Annotated in this window: 15 protein-coding genes and 3 tRNA genes; 6 read left to right on the forward strand and 12 right to left on the reverse strand. The window is 73.6% G+C overall.

The annotated features are described in order from the left end of the window. Nucleotides 1-34: 34 nt before the first annotated feature. Together ACI79C_RS14700 and ACI79C_RS14705 are read left to right on the forward strand one after the other, a co-directional pair. A complete protein-coding gene (locus ACI79C_RS14700; RefSeq protein WP_456946400.1) occupies nt 35-2,104 on the forward strand; it encodes an RNA degradosome polyphosphate kinase in 2,070 nt (689 codons plus the stop codon). Then, nucleotides 2,104-3,021 (forward strand): NUDIX hydrolase, encoded by a 918-nt coding sequence (locus tag ACI79C_RS14705; protein WP_456946401.1) that lies wholly within the window; start codon nt 2,104-2,106, stop codon nt 3,019-3,021. Before ACI79C_RS14700 ends, ACI79C_RS14705 begins: the two co-directional genes overlap by 1 nt. Before the next feature lie 101 nt (nt 3,022-3,122). On the opposite strand, the gene leuD is transcribed toward ACI79C_RS14705, so the two are convergent. Then, nucleotides 3,123-3,728, reverse strand: coding sequence for a 3-isopropylmalate dehydratase small subunit (gene leuD, locus ACI79C_RS14710; RefSeq protein WP_456946402.1), 606 nt, complete (start codon nt 3,726-3,728; stop codon nt 3,123-3,125). A 39-nt stretch (nt 3,729-3,767) separates the two neighbouring features. Beyond that, on the reverse strand, nt 3,768-5,192 hold the full coding sequence (leuC, locus tag ACI79C_RS14715) for a 3-isopropylmalate dehydratase large subunit (RefSeq protein WP_456946403.1): 1,425 nt from the start codon (nt 5,190-5,192) through the stop codon (nt 3,768-3,770). Between the two features lie 99 nt (nt 5,193-5,291). Here leuC and ACI79C_RS14720 point away from each other — a divergent pair, with 99 nt between their 5' ends. Further along, on the forward strand, nt 5,292-5,969 hold the full coding sequence (locus tag ACI79C_RS14720; protein ID WP_456946404.1) for an IclR family transcriptional regulator: 678 nt from the start codon (nt 5,292-5,294) through the stop codon (nt 5,967-5,969). Between the two features lie 42 nt (nt 5,970-6,011). After that, nucleotides 6,012-7,124 carry a sulfite oxidase gene (locus ACI79C_RS14725; protein WP_456946405.1) on the forward strand — a complete coding sequence of 371 codons (1,113 nt, stop codon included), beginning with the start codon at nt 6,012-6,014 and terminating at the stop codon, nt 7,122-7,124. On the opposite strand, the gene ACI79C_RS14730 is transcribed toward ACI79C_RS14725, so the two are convergent. The 10 genes from ACI79C_RS14730 to ACI79C_RS14775 form a co-directional block, all read right to left on the reverse strand. Continuing rightward, a complete protein-coding gene (locus ACI79C_RS14730; protein WP_456946406.1) occupies nt 7,125-7,403 on the reverse strand; it encodes a hypothetical protein in 279 nt (92 codons plus the stop codon). A gap of 26 nt (nt 7,404-7,429) precedes the next feature. Next, nucleotides 7,430-9,112 carry a sodium:solute symporter family protein gene (locus tag ACI79C_RS14735; protein ID WP_456946407.1) on the reverse strand — a complete coding sequence of 561 codons (1,683 nt, stop codon included), beginning with the start codon at nt 9,110-9,112 and terminating at the stop codon, nt 7,430-7,432. A gap of 38 nt (nt 9,113-9,150) precedes the next feature. Then, on the reverse strand, nt 9,151-10,320 hold the full coding sequence (gene galK / locus ACI79C_RS14740) for a galactokinase (protein WP_456946408.1): 1,170 nt from the start codon (nt 10,318-10,320) through the stop codon (nt 9,151-9,153). After that, nucleotides 10,317-11,417, reverse strand: coding sequence for a galactose-1-phosphate uridylyltransferase (gene galT / locus ACI79C_RS14745; RefSeq protein WP_456946409.1), 1,101 nt, complete (start codon nt 11,415-11,417; stop codon nt 10,317-10,319). Before galT ends, galK begins: the two co-directional genes overlap by 4 nt. A gap of 138 nt (nt 11,418-11,555) precedes the next feature. Further along, nucleotides 11,556-11,628 (reverse strand) — tRNA-Glu (locus ACI79C_RS14750). Between the two features lie 116 nt (nt 11,629-11,744). Next, nucleotides 11,745-11,817 (reverse strand) — tRNA-Glu (locus ACI79C_RS14755). A gap of 51 nt (nt 11,818-11,868) precedes the next feature. Further along, a tRNA-Gln gene (locus ACI79C_RS14760) sits at nt 11,869-11,940 on the reverse strand. Next, complete coding sequence (locus ACI79C_RS14765) at nt 11,926-13,182, reverse strand: CPBP family intramembrane glutamic endopeptidase (protein WP_456946410.1); 1,257 nt, start codon at nt 13,180-13,182, stop codon at nt 11,926-11,928. The genes ACI79C_RS14760 and ACI79C_RS14765 overlap by 15 nt, the downstream gene beginning before the upstream one ends. Nucleotides 13,183-13,193: 11 nt before the next feature. After that, the gene (gltX, locus tag ACI79C_RS14770) at nt 13,194-14,681 is read right to left on the reverse strand and encodes a glutamate--tRNA ligase (RefSeq protein ID WP_456946411.1); all 1,488 of its coding nucleotides are present in this window, start codon (nt 14,679-14,681) and stop codon (nt 13,194-13,196) included. After that, nucleotides 14,678-15,490: a fumarylacetoacetate hydrolase family protein gene (locus tag ACI79C_RS14775; RefSeq protein ID WP_456946412.1), complete on the reverse strand. Its 813-nt coding sequence runs from the start codon at nt 15,488-15,490 to the stop codon at nt 14,678-14,680. The genes gltX and ACI79C_RS14775 overlap by 4 nt, the downstream gene beginning before the upstream one ends. 52 nt (nt 15,491-15,542) lie before the next feature. On the opposite strand from ACI79C_RS14775, the gene ACI79C_RS14780 reads away from it, so the two are divergent. Continuing rightward, the gene (locus ACI79C_RS14780) at nt 15,543-15,920 is read left to right on the forward strand and encodes a VOC family protein (protein WP_456946413.1); all 378 of its coding nucleotides are present in this window, start codon (nt 15,543-15,545) and stop codon (nt 15,918-15,920) included. A gap of 70 nt (nt 15,921-15,990) precedes the next feature. Continuing rightward, nucleotides 15,991-16,320 carry a putative quinol monooxygenase gene (locus ACI79C_RS14785; RefSeq protein WP_456946414.1) on the forward strand — a complete coding sequence of 110 codons (330 nt, stop codon included), beginning with the start codon at nt 15,991-15,993 and terminating at the stop codon, nt 16,318-16,320. The last annotated feature ends 92 nt before the right edge of the window (nt 16,321-16,412 follow it).

Genomic DNA, 16,412 nt, shown 5'->3' on the forward strand with positions numbered 1-16,412 from the left:
CCCGCAGTTCACCTTGCTGCGGCACGATGACCGCGTGCCCTCCACCCGATCCGGCGTCCCGTCCGAGCGGTACATCAACCGCGAGCTGTCCTGGCTGGACTTCAACGCCCGCGTCCTCGAGCTGGCCGAGGACGACTCCCTGCCGCTCCTGGAGCGGGTGAAGTTCCTCGCGATCTTCGCCAGCAACCTCGACGAGTTCTACATGGTGCGGATCGCCGGCCTGAAGCGCCGGCAGAGCACCGGGCTCACCGTCCGCTCCCCCGACGGGCTCACCATCCGCGAGCAGCTCGCGCGGGTGACCGAGCGGACCCGCGAGCTCGTGCACCGGCACGGCGACGTGTTCACCAAGGACATCACCCCGCGGCTGGAGGACGCCGGGATCCGCATCGTGCACTGGGACGACCTGGCCGACGTCGAGGCCAAGCGGCTGCGCGAGTACTTCCGCGACCAGGTCTTCCCGGTGCTCACCCCGCTGGCCGTCGACCCGGCCCACCCGTTCCCCTACATCAGCGGGCTCTCGCTCAACCTCGCCGTCTCGGTGCGCGACCCCGACACCGGGGCGCCGCGGTTCGCCCGGCTCAAGGTGCCCAACAACGTCCCGCGGTTCGTGCCGGTGGGGGCGCCCGACTCCGAGGCGACCTTCCTGCCGCTCGAGGACCTCATCGCCGCCCACCTGCCGCAGCTGTTCCCCGGCCTCGACGTGCTCGACCACCACCTGTTCCGCGTCACCCGCAACGCCGACCTGGAGGTGGAGGAGGACCGCGACGAGGACCTGCTGCAGGCCCTGGAGCGCGAGCTGGCCCGGCGCCGCTTCGGCCCCGCGGTGCGCCTCGAGGTCGCCGAGTCGATGGACCCCCGGATCCTCCAGGTCCTGATCAACGAGCTGGAGGTCGACAAGGAGGACGTCGTCCAGGTGCCCGGCCTGCTCGACCTGGCCGCGCTGTGGGCGCTGGTCGACCTCGACCGCCCGGAGCTCAAGGACGAGCCGTTCGTGCCGGCCACCCACCCCCGGCTGTCGGAGGGGGAGACGCCCATGAGCGTGTTCGCCACGCTGCGGGAGGGCGACGTGCTCGTCCACCACCCGTACCAGTCGTTCGCGACCAGCGTGCAGCGCTTCATCGAGCAGGCCGCCGCCGACCCGAACGTGCTGGCCATCAAGCAGACGCTCTACCGCACCTCCGGCGACTCCCCGATCGTGAACGCCCTCATCGACGCGGCCGAGGCCGGCAAGCAGGTCGTCGTCCTCGTGGAGATCAAGGCCCGCTTCGACGAGGAGGCCAACATCAGCTGGGCCCGCTCGCTGGAGCGGGCCGGCTGCCACGTCGTCTACGGGCTGGTCGGGCTGAAGACGCACTGCAAGACGGCGCTGGTGGTGCGTCGCGAGGGCGGCGTCATCCGCCGCTACTGCCACATCGGCACGGGGAACTACAACCCGAAGACCGCGCGCCTCTACGAGGACCTCGGCATCCTGACCGCCGACCCGCGGGTGGGCGCCGACCTCACCGACCTGTTCAACACCCTCACCGGCTACTCGCGGCAGACGACCTACCGCCGGCTGATGGTGGCGCCGCACGGGGTCCGCGCCGGGCTGGTGGAGAAGATCCGCCGCGAGGCCCGGCACGCCCGGGAAGGCCGACCGGCCGGCATCCGGATCAAGGTCAACTCGCTGGTCGACGAGCAGGTCATCGACGCGCTGTACGAAGCCTCGGCGGCGGGCGTCCCGGTGGAGCTGTTCATCCGCGGCATCTGCTCGCTGCGGCCCGGAGTCCCGGGCCTGTCTGAGAACGTGCGGGTGCGCTCGATCGTCGGCCGCTTCCTCGAGCACTCGCGGGTGATGCACTTCCGCAACGCGGGCGAGGGCGAGTGGTGGATCGGCAGCGCCGACCTCATGCACCGCAACCTCGACCGTCGGGTGGAGGTGCTGCTGCAGGTCTGCGACGAGCAGGCGCACCGCACCCTGGAGGACGTCTTCGACCGGGCCATGGCCGAGGACGTCCGCTGCTGGGAGCTGGGGCCCGACGCCACCTGGACCCGCCAGGAGGGGCGGGACTACCAGGCGGGGCTCATGGCGACGGCCACCGAGCAGGCGAGCGGGGCCGGCTGATGCTCGTCCGCGCCGCGGGCGGGGCGCTGTGGCGGCCGGCCGCCGACGGGAGCGTCGAGACGGCGGTGGTGCACCGCCCCAAGTACGACGACTGGTCGCTGCCCAAGGGCAAGCTCGACGCCGGTGAGCACGCGCTGACCGCCGCCGTCCGCGAGGCCGTCGAGGAGACGGGGCTGGCCGTCGTGGCCGGGCGGCGCAGCGTGCGGACCGAGTACGAGGTCGCCGAGGGTCCCAAGCGCGTCGACTACTGGCTCATGCGGGTGGCCGGCGGGGAGTTCACGGCCAACTCCGAGGTCGACGACCTGCGCTGGCTGTCCGTGGAGGACGCCGCCGAGCAGGTGAGCCACGACGCGGACCGCGCGGTGCTCGCCGACCTCGCGCGCACCGACGTCCCCCGGGAGCCGACCCTGCTGCTGGTGCGGCACGGCCGGGCCGGGGACAAGTCGGAGTGGGACGGCCCCGACGACCTGCGGCCCCTGGACGCCAAGGGTCGCCGGCAGGCCGCGCGGCTGGCCGAGGTGCTGCCGTTGTTCGCCCCGACCGCGGTGCTGACCGCGCGGCGCACCCGCTGCCGGGAGACCGTGCAGCCGCTGGCCGATCGGCTCGGCCTCCCGGTGGAGGACTGTCCGGAGCTCGGGGAGGTCGAGTTCAGCGCCGACCCGGGGGCGGGCCTCGCCGTCGTCGAGCGGCTGCTGGAGGCGCGCGAGGAACCCGGGGTGACCATCGTCTGCAGCCAGGGCGGGGCGATCCCGTCGGTCCTGCTGAGCCTGGGCGTCCGCTGGGCCGGGGTGGCCGGGCGCCTGCACCCGCCGGCGGCGAAGGGCAGCGTGTGGGCCCTGGCCGGCCGGCCGGGGGCGCTGGCGGCCGACTACTACCGCCACTTCGACCCCGACCCCGACGACGCCGCCCCCCGCTGAGCCGCGATAGGGGCGAGGACGACCTGTGCGTCCCCGCCCCTCCGGCCCCGTCCAGGGCACCGCCGCGAGCTGGCGAGCGGTGGGGAGGACGGGGCCGCTCCTCAGGCGGGGAGGGCGGGCTGCGCCTTCGGCAGCCAGGGCTTGCGGGCCGCCTCGTAGGCCTCGATGTCGGCCAGGTGCCGCTCGGTCAGGCCGACGTCGTCGAGCCCCTCCAGCAGCCGCCAGCGGGTGTAGTCGTCGATCTCGAACGGCACGGTGACGCCTGCGTAGCGGACCTCCTTGGCCTCGAGGTCCACGGTCACCTCGGTGGCCGGGTCGGCCTCGATCGCCTTCCACAGCGCCTCGACGTCGGCCTGCGGCAGCAGCACGGTGAGCAGCCCGGCCTTGGTCGAGTTGTTGCGGAAGATGTCGGCGAACCGGGAGCTGATCACCGCGCGGAACCCGCCGTCCATGAGCGCCCACACGGCGTGCTCGCGGGACGAGCCGGTGCCGAAGTCCGGCCCGGCGACCAGGATCGAGGCGTCCGCGTACTCGGGCTTGTTGAGCACGAAGTCCGGCTCGTTGGTGCGCCAGGCGACGAACAGGCCGTCCTCGAACCCGGTGCGGGTGATCCGCTTGAGGTACTCGGCCGGGATGATCTGGTCGGTGTCGACGTTGGTCCGCCGCAGCGGGGCCGCGGTGCCGGTGTGGGTGGTGAACGCGTCCATCGGGGTCAGACTCCCTGTCTGGGGTGGCGGGGCGGGTGGTCAGACAGCAGCAGGGACGTCGGCGTCGGCCAGGTCGGCCGGGGCGGTCAGGCGGCCGGTGAGCGCGGTGGCCGCGGCGACGGCGGGGCTGACCAGGTGGGTGCGGCCGCCCTTGCCCTGCCGGCCCTGGAAGTTCCGGTTGCTCGTGGAGGCCGAGCGCTCCCCCGGCTTGAGCTGGTCGGGGTTCATGCCCAGGCACATCGAGCAGCCCGCCCCCCGCCACTCGGCGCCGGCCTCGAGGAACACCTGGTCCAGGCCCTCGGCCTCGGCCTGGGCCTTGACCGCGACCGACCCCGGGACGACGAGCATCCGGGTGTCCGGGTCGATCCTCTTGCCGCGCAGCAGCTCGGCGGCGACGCGCAGGTCCTCGATCCGGCCGTTCGTGCAGGACCCGAGGAAGACGGTGTCGACCTCGATCTCGCGCAGCGGGGTGCCCGGCGTCAGGCCCATGTAGGCCAGCGCGCCCTCCACGTCGCGCCGGTCGTTCTCGTCGGCGAAGGCCGACGGGTCGGGCACCCGCTCGGAGATGGGCAGCCCCTGGCCCGGGTTGGTCCCCCAGGTGACGAACGGCGTCAGCGTCGCGGCGTCGATGCGCACCTCGCGGTCGAAGACGGCGCCCTCGTCGGTGCGCAGCGTCGACCAGTACTCGACCGCGGCGTCCCAGTCGGCGCCCTGCGGGGCGTGCGGCCTGCCCCGGAGGAAGTCGAACGTCGTCTGGTCGGGGGCGATCAGCCCGGCCTTGGCGCCGGCCTCGATCGACATGTTGCAGATCGTCATGCGGGCTTCCATCGAGAGCTTCTCGATGGCGCTGCCGCGGTACTCGATGACGTGGCCCTGACCACCGCCGGTGCCGATCTCGGCGATGACGGCGAGGATGACGTCCTTGGCCGAGACGCCCGGGGGCAGCTCGCCGTCGACGGTGACCGCCATCTGCTTGGGCCGGTACTGCGGCAGCGTCTGCGTGGCCAGCACGTGCTCGACCTCGCTGGTGCCGATGCCGAAGGCCAGCGCGCCGAACGCCCCGTGGGTGGAGGTGTGGCTGTCGCCGCACACGATCGTCATGCCCGGCTGGGTCAGCCCGAGCTGCGGGCCGATGACGTGCACGATGCCCTGGTCGCGGTCGCCCATCGGGGCCAGCCGGATGCCGAACTCGGCCGCGTTGCGGCGCAGCGCCTCGACCTGCGCGCGGCTGATCGGGTCGGCGATCGGCGCGAGGATGTCCAGCGTCGGGACGTTGTGGTCCTCGGTGGCCATCGTGAGGTCCGGACGGCGCACGGTGCGCCCGGCCGCCCGGAGGCCGTCGAAGGCCTGGGGGCTGGTCACCTCGTGGACGAGGTGCAGGTCGATGAAGAGCAGGTCCGGCTCGCCCGCGGCGCTGCGCACGACGTGGGCGTCGTAGACCTTCTCCGCCAGGGTCTTCGGCACGGCTGGTCCCTCCTGGGTCCGGATCTCACTGCGGCCTGCTGGCCATCCCATGATGTGGGATGAGAGTATTGCTGTGTGGGACAGCCTAACCCCGTCGCCGTGCTGGACAAAGCAGTGGCCATCCTCCGCGCCGTCGCCGCGGAGCCGGCGACCCTCGCCGAGCTGGTCGAGCGCACCGGCCTGCCGCGCGCGACGGCGCACCGGCTGGCGGTGGCACTGGAGGGGCACCGCCTGGTCCGCCGCACGACCGCCGGGGCGTGGGCGCCCGGCCCGGGTCTGGCCGAGCTGGGCCGCGGCACCGCCGACCTCGCCGAGATCGCCGGCCGGCACCTGGCCACGCTGCGGGACGCCAGCGGGGAGAGCGCCCAGTTCTACGTGCGCGACGGCGCCACCCGCGTCTGCCTGGCCGCCGCCGAGCGCTCCTCGGGGCTGCGCGACACCGTCCCCGTGGGGGCGCGGCTGCCCATGACCGCCGGCTCGGCCGCCCACGCGCTGCTGGCCTTCGCCCCGGCCGACGAGGTCACCCCGCTGCTGCCGGCGGCGAGCTTCACCGCCCGCACGCTGCTCGACGTCCGCCGGCGGGGCTGGGCGCACAGCATCGCCGAGCGCGAGCCCGGTGTGGCGTCGCTGTCGGCGCCGGTGCGCGATGCCGCAGGTGGGGTGCTGGGCGCGGTCTCCATCTCCGGTCCGGTGGAGCGGCTGGGCCGCCGCCCCTCCCCCGAGGTGGTCGGCGCCGTGCTGGAGGCGGCCGGCGCCATCTCCCGCGCCGCACGCTGAACGACCCTTCCCCGGCACGACGGGCGGGCGTACACACCTGTCATGAGCCTGACCGACGTGTCCACCCGCGGCCGCTCCCGCATCGCCGAGCCCGGGGAGGGCATCGGCCTGGACGAGCTGGCCCTGGCCACCCGCAACCACGGGATGCCGCTGGAGGCGCTGCGCTACGACGTCACGCCACCCGGCCTGCACTACGTGCTCACCCACTACGACATCCCCGCCGTCGACCCCACCGGGTGGCGGCTGGAGGTCGGCGGGGCGGTCGAGCGGCCGCTGCGGCTCGACCTCGACGCGCTGCGGAGCCGGCCGGCCGTCACCGCGCGCGTGCTGCTGGAGTGCGCCGGCAACGGCCGCGCCCGGCTCGAGCCCCGGCCGGTCAGCCAGCCGTGGCTGCTGGAGGCGGTCGGCTCGGCCGAGTGGACCGGCACCCCGCTGGCACCGCTGCTCGAGGAGGCCGGTCCCTCCTCCGCCGCCGTCGACGTGGCCTTCACCGGCGCCGACCACGGCCTCGAGCGCGGCGTCGAGCAGGACTACACGCGGGGCCTGTCGCTGGCCGAGGCGTGCCGCCCCGACGTGCTGCTCGTGTGGGCGATGAACGGGGCGCCGCTGCCGCCCCAGCACGGCGCTCCGCTGCGGCTGCTGGTCCCCGGCTGGTACGGCATGGCGCAGGTCAAGTGGCTGACCCGCATCGAGGTCCTCGACCGGCCCTTCGACGGGTTCCAGAACGCCACGGCCTACCGGCTCAAGGTCGACGCGGACGACGCCGGCGAGCCGGTGACCCGGATCGCCCCGCGGGCGCTGATGACTCCCCCCGGCTTCCCGGACTTCATGACCCGCGAGCGCTTCTGCCGCCCCGGGCCGGTGACGCTGACCGGGCGGGCCTGGTCGGGCCGGGCGCCGGTGACCTCCGTGGAGGTCAGCCCGGACGGCGGGCGCAGCTGGGTCGAGGCCGACCTGGCGCCCCCCGACCCGGCGCACCCGTTCGCCTGGCGGGCCTGGGTCCTGCCGTGGACCGCCGAGCCGGGCAGCTACGAGTTCGTCGTCCGTGCCAGTGACGCGGTCGGCGCGCAGCCCACCGAGCAACCGTGGAACCGGCAGGGCATGGCCAACAACCTCGTGCAGCGGGTGCCGGTGACGGTCCTCGACGGGTCCTGATCAGTGCACCGGCCGGTCGTCGTCGGCGGGGCGCTCCTCCACGACGACCGGGCGCAGCCGCGACCAGAGCCCGAAGGCGGCGGCGAAGACCAGCATCGCGATGCCGACCCACAGGTTGGCGTTGAAGTCGCCGGTCTTGGCCCGTTCGGCCTCGTCGTTGGCGAACAGGCCCATGAGGACCAGGACGACGCCGTAGAACCCGATCAGGCCGGCGATGACGTTGCGGACGTCGAAGGCGCCGGCCCGGCGCTCGTCGGGCTGCTGTCCGGTGCTGCTCACGTGCGGCTCCTCTGCGGGTGCGGCGCTCATCGGAAGACCACGTTGAGGATGATGACCATGACCAGCGAGATCCCCGCCAGCTTGGTCGGCGACTGGTACCAGGGCAACCGGTGCGCCTCCGGGTCGGTCCGCTGCTCGCGGGGGGTCTCGGAGTACACCAGCCCGGCCAGCTCGGCCACCGGCTTGGGCGCGGTGACCATCGTGACGGCGACACTGACCACGATGTCGACGACGAAGGCGGCGCTGGCCGCCACGAAGCTGGCGCCCTGGCCGCTGAGCGGGATCACGCCGACCGATGCCGCGCCCAGCGCGTCCTCGCTGAGCACGGCGACGAGGACGGCGCCGAGCGTGCCGGACACCAGACCGGCCCAGCCCGCGGTCGGCGTCATCCGCTTCCAGAACATGCCGAGGATGAAGGTGGCGAACAGCGGCGCGTTGAAGAAGCCGAACAGCGTCTGCAGGTAGTCCATCAGGTTGCTGTAGCCCGACGCGATCAGCGCCGTCCCGATGGCGACCACAGTCGCGCCGACCGTCGCCCACCGGCCGACCCGCAGGTAGTACCCGTCGGGCCGGTCCTTCTTCACGTACTGCTGCCACAGGTCGTAGCTGAAGACGGTGTTGAAGGCCGAGATGTTGGCCGCCATGCCGGCCATGAACGCGGCCAGCAGGCCGGCGATGGCGACGCCGAGCAGCCCGTTGGGCAGCACGTCCCGGATCAGCCCGAGCATCGCGTCGTTGTACTGCAGGCTGCTGTCCTGACCGGCCTTGAGCTGCTGGATCTCCGGCACCAGGATGCCGGCGATGATGCCCGGGATGACCACGATGAACGGCACGAACATCTTCGGGAACGAGCCGATGATCGGCGTGCTCCGGGCCGCGGACATCGACTTGGTCGCCATGGCGCGCTGCACCTCGACGAAGTTCGTCGTCCAGTAGCCGAACGAGAGCACGAAGCCCAGGCCGAACACGATCCCGACGACCGACCACACCGGGTTCTCGAAGGTCGACAGCTCGCTGCCGGGCCAGGACCGCAGCTGCTCCTCGTTGCCGGCCGCGGTGACCTGGTCGATCAGCCCGCCGATCCCGCCGACCCGGTGCAGGCCGATGAGGGTGACCGGCAGCAGCGCGGCCACGATGACGAAGAACTGCAGGACCTCGTTGTAGATGGCCGCCGACAGCCCGCCGAGGGTGATGTAGCTGAGCACCACCGCGGCGGCCACGATCAGCGAGATCCACAACGGCCAGCCCAGCAGCGACTCGACGATGGTCGCGAGCAGGAACAGGTTGATGCCGGCGATGAGCACCTGGGCCAGCGCGAAGGACAGCGCGTTGACCAGGTGCGCGCCGGTGCCGAACCGCCGGCGCATGAACTCCGGGACGCTGCGGACCTTCGACCCGTAGTAGAAGGGCATCATCACCACGCCCAGGAAGAGCATGGCGGGCACCGCACCGACCCAGAAGTAGTGCATGGTCGGCATGCCGTACTGGGCGCCGTTGGCCGACATCCCGATGATCTCGACCGCGCCGAGGTTCGCCGAGATGAACGCCAGCCCGGTCACCCACGCCGGCAGGGAGCGCCCGGAGAGGAAGAAGTCCAGGCTGTCGGAGACGCGGCGGCGGGCCGCGAAGCCGATCAGCAGGACGACGGCGAAGTAGACGGCGACCAGCAGGTAGTCGACGACGTTCGCATCGAGGCGCAGGGCGTCCACGGGGGCTGACCTCCGGTCTCGGGTCGGGTGGGACGGGCTCAGCTGAGCCGGTGGGCCCCCGGAGACGGCACGACAGCGAAGGTCCGCGGCGCGCTGTACCCCTCCTGCGCGAATCGACCCGTGATCGTCGTCGCGACGTCACTGGTCAGCGCCGCGTCGACGAGCACGATGGCGCTGCCGCCGAAACCGCCGCCCACCATGCGGGCCCCGAGGGCGCCGGCCTCCAGCGCGGTGGCCACGCAGGTGTCGAGCTCGACCGTGGAGATCTGGAAGTCGTCGCGCAGGGACGCGTGCCCCGCGGTCAGCACGGGCCCGATCGCCCCCGGACCGTCGGTCCCGCGCAGGAGCGCGACGACGTCGAGGACACGGGCGTTCTCGGTGACGATGTGCCGGGCGCGCCGCAGCAGGACCGCTCCCTCGGGCGTGCCGTCGTCCAGGGCGGCGAGGGCGGCGACGTCCGGGACGTCGCGCAGGGCGGCCACCCCGAGCCGCTCGGCGGCCTGCTCGCACTCCCGGCGGCGGTCCCCGTATCCGCCGGTGGCATGGTCGTGCGTCGTCCCGGTGTCGACGACGAGCAGCTCCAGGCCGGCGGCCGCGAGGTCGAGGGGCACCTGCTCGCAGCTGCGGTCGCGGGTGTCCAGGAAGAGCGCGTGGCCCGCCGTGCACAGCAGCGACGCGGACTGGTCGAGGATCCCCGTCGGCGCACCCACGAAGTCGTTCTCGGCCCGCCGGGCGACGTCGACCAGGTCGGCGACCGCGAGGTCGGGTGCGGCCAGGTCACGCAGCGCCAGGGCGACCGAGCACGACAGGGCGGCGGATGACGACAGGCCCATGCCCGCCGGGACGTCGCCGTCGACCAGCACGCTCACCCCGCCGGGCACCCGGTCCCGCAGCGCGTCGACGACCCCGGCCGGGTAGCCGGCCCAGCCGCCCGGGCGGCCCGGCGCGAGCTCCGCGACGGGCACCTCCACGCGGTCGCCCGGGTGCTGCGTCGAGACGAGGGCGACCAGGCCGTCGTCGCGGCGGCTGACGGCGGCGCGGGTGGTGTGCGGCAGGGCCACCGGCAGCACGAAGCCGTCGTTGTAGTCGGTGTGCTCGCCGATCACGTTGACCCGGCCCGGCGCGGCCCACACCCCCTCGGGCTCCCCGCCGAACGCCTCCGCGAAGGCCTTCCGGGCTCGCTCGACGGCGCTGCCTGCGCTGCTCACTCGCCCGTCACCTCCACGTTCCGCAGCTGCTCGGCGACGTCCTCCGGCGTGGTGTCGCTGATGAACGCGCCCATCCCGGACTCCGAGCCGGCCAGGTACTTGAGCTTGCCCGGCGCCCGGCGCAGCGAGAACAGCTGCAGGTGCAGCCACCAGTCCTCGCGTCCGCGGCCCACCGGCGCCTGGTTCCAGGAGGCGATGTAGGGCATCGGGGTGTCGAACCGGTGGGCGAACCGGCCCAGGACGTCGAGGTAGACCTCCGCCAGCGCGTCGCGCTCCTCGTCGCTGAGCGCGGGCAGGTCGGGGACCCGGCGGTGCGGGAACAGCTGCAGCTCGTAGGGCCAGCGGGCCGCGGCCGGCACGAACGCCGTCCAGTGGTCGTTGGCCGCGACCACGCGCGGGCCGCTGCGCTCGGCGGCGAGGAGGTCGGCGAACAGGTCCCCGCCGGTCCCCGCCCGGTGCCGCTCGACCGAGGCCAGCACCTTCTCCACCCGGGGCGTCACGAACGGGTAGGCGTAGATCTGCCCGTGCGGGTGGGAGAGGGTCACCCCGATCTCCTCGCCGGAGTTCTCGAAGACGAAGACCTGCTCCACGCCCTCGGTCGCGGACAGCTCCGCGGTGCGCTCGGCCCACACGTCGACCACCAGGCGGGCGCGCTGGGCGCCGAGGGTGGCGAAGGAGCGGTCGTGGTCGCTGGTGAAGACCACGACCTCGCACCGGCCGAAGCCCGGGCGCAGCTCGGTCAGCGGCGCACCGGGCGCCGTCGGGGGGACGTCGCGCTCGACCGCGGTCGCCAGCGACGGGAAGCGGTTCTCGAAGACGACGACCTGGTAGTCGGCCTCGGGGACCTCGGTGGGCTCGCGGTCGGGCCGGGTCGGGCACAGCGGGCACAGGTCGGCCGGCGGGAGGAAGGTCCGCGTCTGCCGGTGCGAGGCCAGGACCACCCACTCGCCGAGCAGCGGGTCCCACCGCAGCTGCGAGCGGGTGCTGACCTGCGGGAGGTCGCGGGGGTCCTCCGCCGTCCGTCCCGGGGCCGCAGAGCCTGCGTCGAAGTAGAGGATCTCCCGGCCGTCGGCCAGCCGACGACTCGTCCGGATCACGTGCACTCCCGCCTTCCCGCCGCCCGTCACCGACCGTGAGCGGCGCCCAGACGCTAGTCCCGCGCCTGCTCGGGCGACCACCCGGCCCCTGGACGGCGGAAGCCCCCGGCCGGTGTGGCCGGGGGCTCTCCCCTGCTGTAGCCCCGAAGGGATTCGAACCCTCGCTACCGCCGTGAGAGGGCGGCGTCCTGGGCCGCTAGACGACGGGGCCGTGCACCCACCATCCTGCCACGCCCCCGACCGGGGTCGCGCACCGGCCCAACGAGCGCACCTGCCCCGGAACGGAGGAGACCCCCTGGCCGGATGGCCAGGGGGTCTCCCCTGCTGTAGCCCCGAAGGGATTCGAACCCTCGCTACCGCCGTGAGAGGGCGGCGTCCTGGGCCGCTAGACGACGGGGCCGTGCGGTGGTGCTCTGAGGTCCGCTGCTCCCAGGACAGAACAGCTTCCTCGCTGGGGTACCAGGACTCGAACCTAGACTAACGGAGCCAGAATCCGTCGGGCTGCCAATTACCCCATACCCCAAGGGTCGTGCTGCACCTCGCGGCGCTGCTGACCACCATACCCGACGCTCTGCGGCGGGTTCGCCACCCCCCGGGGTGACGGTGGTCGCAGGTCCAGCGCCGGGGTGAGCGTCTCGGGCCGCAGCCGCCCCCGGGCACGGGCCACGAGGACGACGTAGCCGGCCATCGCCAGCAGGTCGACGGCGACGACGACCAGCCCCGTCCCCGCCGGCACCGCCTCGGTGGTGACGCCCTCGCCGAGCCCTCCGGCCAGCAGGAAGGCCAGCACGTTGTTGACCGCGTGGAGGACGATCGCCGCCTCCAGACCGCCGGTCAGCCACACGACGGCGGAGGCGGCCAGGCCGAAGGCGAACCGGTCGAGGAAGGTGAGGAGGTCCGGGGGCGCGTGCGCCGCGGAGAACAGCGCGGCGGTCACGACGGCGGCGGTGAGCGCCCCCGCGCGGGGCGCGCGGATCCACCCGGCGATCGCCTGGCTGAGGTAGCCGCGGAAGACGTACTCCTCGGCCGCCGACTGCAACGGCGTGGTGAGCACCACGACCACCAGCAGCCAGCCGTAGGACGCCACCGGGCCGGTCACCTCGCCGGCCCCGGTGAGGAACCCGAGCAGGACGCTGAGCAGGATCCCCGCACCGAGCGTGGGCAGGGACAGCAGCGTGAAGGGCAGGAACAGCCGTCGGCGCAGCCGCCCCACGACCGACGACGACCAGCCCGGTCGCATCCCGTGCGCCGCGACCCACGCCAGCCAGACGATCGGGATCGCCACGATCAGCGACAGGTTGGTGATCAGCAGGACGCCGGGGTCGACCAGGTCCAGCAGCTGGAGGTCGGGGAACGCCCCGGTGACCAGCGCCGCCAGCAGCACCACGGTGGCGGCGACGGTGTAGACCACGACGACCAGCAGCAGCCCGAGCAGCGGACGCCACCAGCGCCAGTCCCGCGAGCGCATCGCCTGCAGGTACGGCACCGGCACGTCGTGCGGCGGCGTGCCCGGCGGCGGCGCCCAGCGCACGCCGGGCGGGAGTCCCGGCGGGGCGGTGTGCGGCCCCTGTTGCAGCGGCACCGGCCCCAGGGGCCAGGGCACGGGGCCCGCCGCGGCGCCGGTGGCCGGCAGCGAGTGCACCCCGTGGACCGCCCCCGGGACGAACGGCGGCGCCCCGTAGGGCCCCGTCGGCGGCGGCCCGGTGTAGGGCTCGTCGTCCGCGGGTCCGGGCGGGCCCGGGAGCCAGCCCGGCGGCACGGTCACGGCATCGCCGATCAGCCGGGGACCGACGCCCGGGCCGCGGCCAGTCGGGCCAGCGTGCGGTCCCGGCCGAGCAGCTCGATCGACTCGTACAGCGGCGGGGACACGGTGCGGCCGCTGACCGCCACCCGCACCGGCCCGAAGGCCTGCCGCGGCTTGCGGCCCAGGCCGTCGACGAGGGCGGTCTTGAGCGCCGCCTCGATGTCGCCGGTGGCCCAGGTGGGCAGCTCGAGGAGGGCGGTCGCCGCGGCGTCGAGCACCTCGGCCGCCTCCGGGCCGGCCAGCTGCTTGGCGGCGGCGGCCGGGTCGATCGCGACGTCCTCCACGAACAGGAACCGCAGCAGGTCGACGGCCTCGGAGAGCACCACCACGCGCTCCTGGGCCAGCGGCGCGATCGCGGTCAGCACCCGCTCCTGCTCGGCCGTCGGCGGGTCGCTGACCAGGCCGGCGCCGGCGAGGAAGGGCACGACGCGGGCCACGAACTCCTCGACCGGCAGCGCCCGCAGGTGCGTGGCGTTGATCGCCTCGGCCTTCTTCAGGTCGAAGCGGGCGGGGTTGGCGCTGACCCGCGTGACGTCGAAGGCCTCGGCCATCTCGGCCATGGAGAAGATGTCCCGGTCCTCGGCGATCGACCAGCCCAGCAGCGCCAGGTAGTTGGCGAACCCCTCGGGGACGAAGCCGCGCTCCCGGTAGACGTCGACGTTGGACTGCGGGTCGCGCTTGGACAGCTTCTTGTTCCCCTCCCCCGTCACGTAGGGCAGGTGGCCGAAGCGCGGGGTGTACCGCGCCACCCCGATGTCGGTGAGCGCCGCGTAGAGGGCCAGCTGCCGGGGCGTGGAGGGCAGCAGGTCCTCACCGCGCAGCACGTCGGTGACCTCCATGAGCGCGTCGTCCACGGGGTTCACGAACGGGTACAGCGGGACGCCGGTGCCGCGGACCAGGACGAAGTCGGGGACCGACCCGGCCGCGAAGCGCACCTCGCCGCGCACCAGGTCGGTCCAGACGAGGTCCTCCTCGGGCATCCGCAGCCGCAGCACCGGCTGGCGGCCCTCGTCCCGGAACGCCGCCTTCTGCGCCTCGGTGAGGAACCGGTCGGCGTTGTCGTAGCCGAGCTTGGGGTCCTGCCCGGCGGCCAGCCGGCGGGCCTCGACCTCCTCGTTGGTGGAGAACGACTCGTAGGCGTGGCCGGCGGCCAGCAGCTTGGCGGCGACCTCCCGGTAGACCTCGTGCCGCTCCGACTGCCGGTAGGGACCGTGCGGTCCGCCGACCTCCGGGCCCTCGTCCCAGTCCAGGCCCAGCCAGCGGAGGCTGTCGAGCAGGTGCCGGTAGGACTCCTCGGAGTCCCGGGCGGCGTCGGTGTCCTCGATGCGGAAGACGAAGGTGCCGCCGGTGTGCCGGGCGTGCGCCCAGTTGAACAGCGCCGTCCGGAGCAGGCCGACGTGGACCGTGCCCGTCGGGGACGGGCAGAAGCGGGTGCGGACGCCGGTCCCCGGAGCGGTCACCGGGCGCCGCCGGCCGTGGAGGTGGTGTCGGCGCCGGAGACGGTGTTGGCCAGCGTCCCCAGCCCCTCGATGGTGACCTCGACGTGCTGGCCGGGCCGGATCGGCCCGACGCCGGACGGCGTGCCGGTGAGCACCACGTCGCCGGGCAGCAGGGTCATGACCTGCGAGATGTAGGAGATCAGCGTCGGCGTGTCGAACAGCAGCTGGCTGGTGCGGCCGGACTGGCGCAGCTCGCCGTCCACGGTGCAGGTGACCCCGAGGTCGGCGGGGTCCTTGCCCAGCGCCCCCAGGTCGGTCTCGATCCAGGGGCCCAGCGGGCAGAAGGAGTCGAAGCCCTTGGCGCGGGTCCACTGCCCGTCGCTGCGCTGCATGTCCCGCTCGGTGACGTCGTTGCCGATCGTGTAGCCGAAGACGCTCGACAGCGCCTGCTCGGGGCTCACGTGCCGGGCGCCGCGGGCGCCGATGACGACGGCGAGCTCGGCCTCGTGGTGCACGTTGGTGCTGCCCGGCGGGATGCGGATGGCGTCCCCGGGGCCGATGACCGACGTCGACGGCTTGAGGAACAGCAGCGGTTCCTTCGGCGCGTCGCCGGTCTTCATCTCCTCGACGTGCGCGGCGTAGTTCTTCCCGACGCAGACGACCTTGCTCGGCAGGATCGGCGAGAGCAGCCGGACGTCGGCCTGGGCGAACCGCTGGCCGGTGAAGGAGATGGTGCCGAAGGGGTGTCCCTCGATCTGGGCGACCTGGCCGTCGCCGTCGAGGACACCGAAGGACATGCCGGAGGGCGAGGCGAAACGGACGATGCGCACGCACCGAGGCTACTGACCCGCGCCGAGGGCGCCACGGCCCTACGGTCGGACCATGGCGTGCCGGCTCAGCGAGATCGTCGTCGACTGCCGCGACCCCGAGGCCCTGGCCGGGTGGTGGGCGGAGGTCCTGGGGTACCGCGTGCTCTCCCGGGACCGGGACGAGGTGGAGATCGGCCCGGAGGCGGGGTTCGGCGGTCCGGCGCCGACCCTGGTCTTCGGCCGGGTCGCGGACCCGAGTCCGGGCAAGCCGCGGCTGCACCTCGACGTCAACGCCACCGACCGGGACCAGGACGCCGAGCTGGAGCGGCTGCTGGCCCTCGGGGCGACCCGGGCCGACGTCGGCCAGACCGGCGACGAGGAGTGGCACGTCCTGGCCGACCCCGAGGGCAACCCGTTCTGCCTGCTGCGCCGCCGCCTCGACCCGCTCTGACACCGACGCGCTCTGTCACCGACCCGCTCTGACATCGTCGTCCCGACCCCTGTGACCGGAGGAGAGAGCCGTGATCCTGATCGTCATCAAGTTCCCCGTCCGGCCCGACCGGATCGACGAGTTCCGGGCCAAGGCCGACGAGTACGCCGCGGCGGTGAACGCCGAGGAGGGCAGCCTGTTCTTCGAGTGGTCCCGCAGCGTGCTGGACCCGAACACCTTCGTCTGCATCGAGGGCTTCCGGGACTCCGAGGCCGGCGCCTCGCACGTGGCCACCCCGCACGCCAAGGCCGCCTTCGACTGGATGTCGGACCTGGTCGCGGAGCAGCCGCAGATCATCTACATCGACACCCCGGACGTCAGCGGCTTCGGCCCGATGGGCGAGGTCACGCCCCGGTCGTAGGCGGCGCCACGATCAGGTGACCTGGTCCCGACGCGTCCTCCCCGACCGCCCACGGTGCGGGGGGACGCTCGACGACCAGGTCACCTGGTCAT

This window comes from Geodermatophilus sp. SYSU D00697 (genome assembly GCF_054050175.1).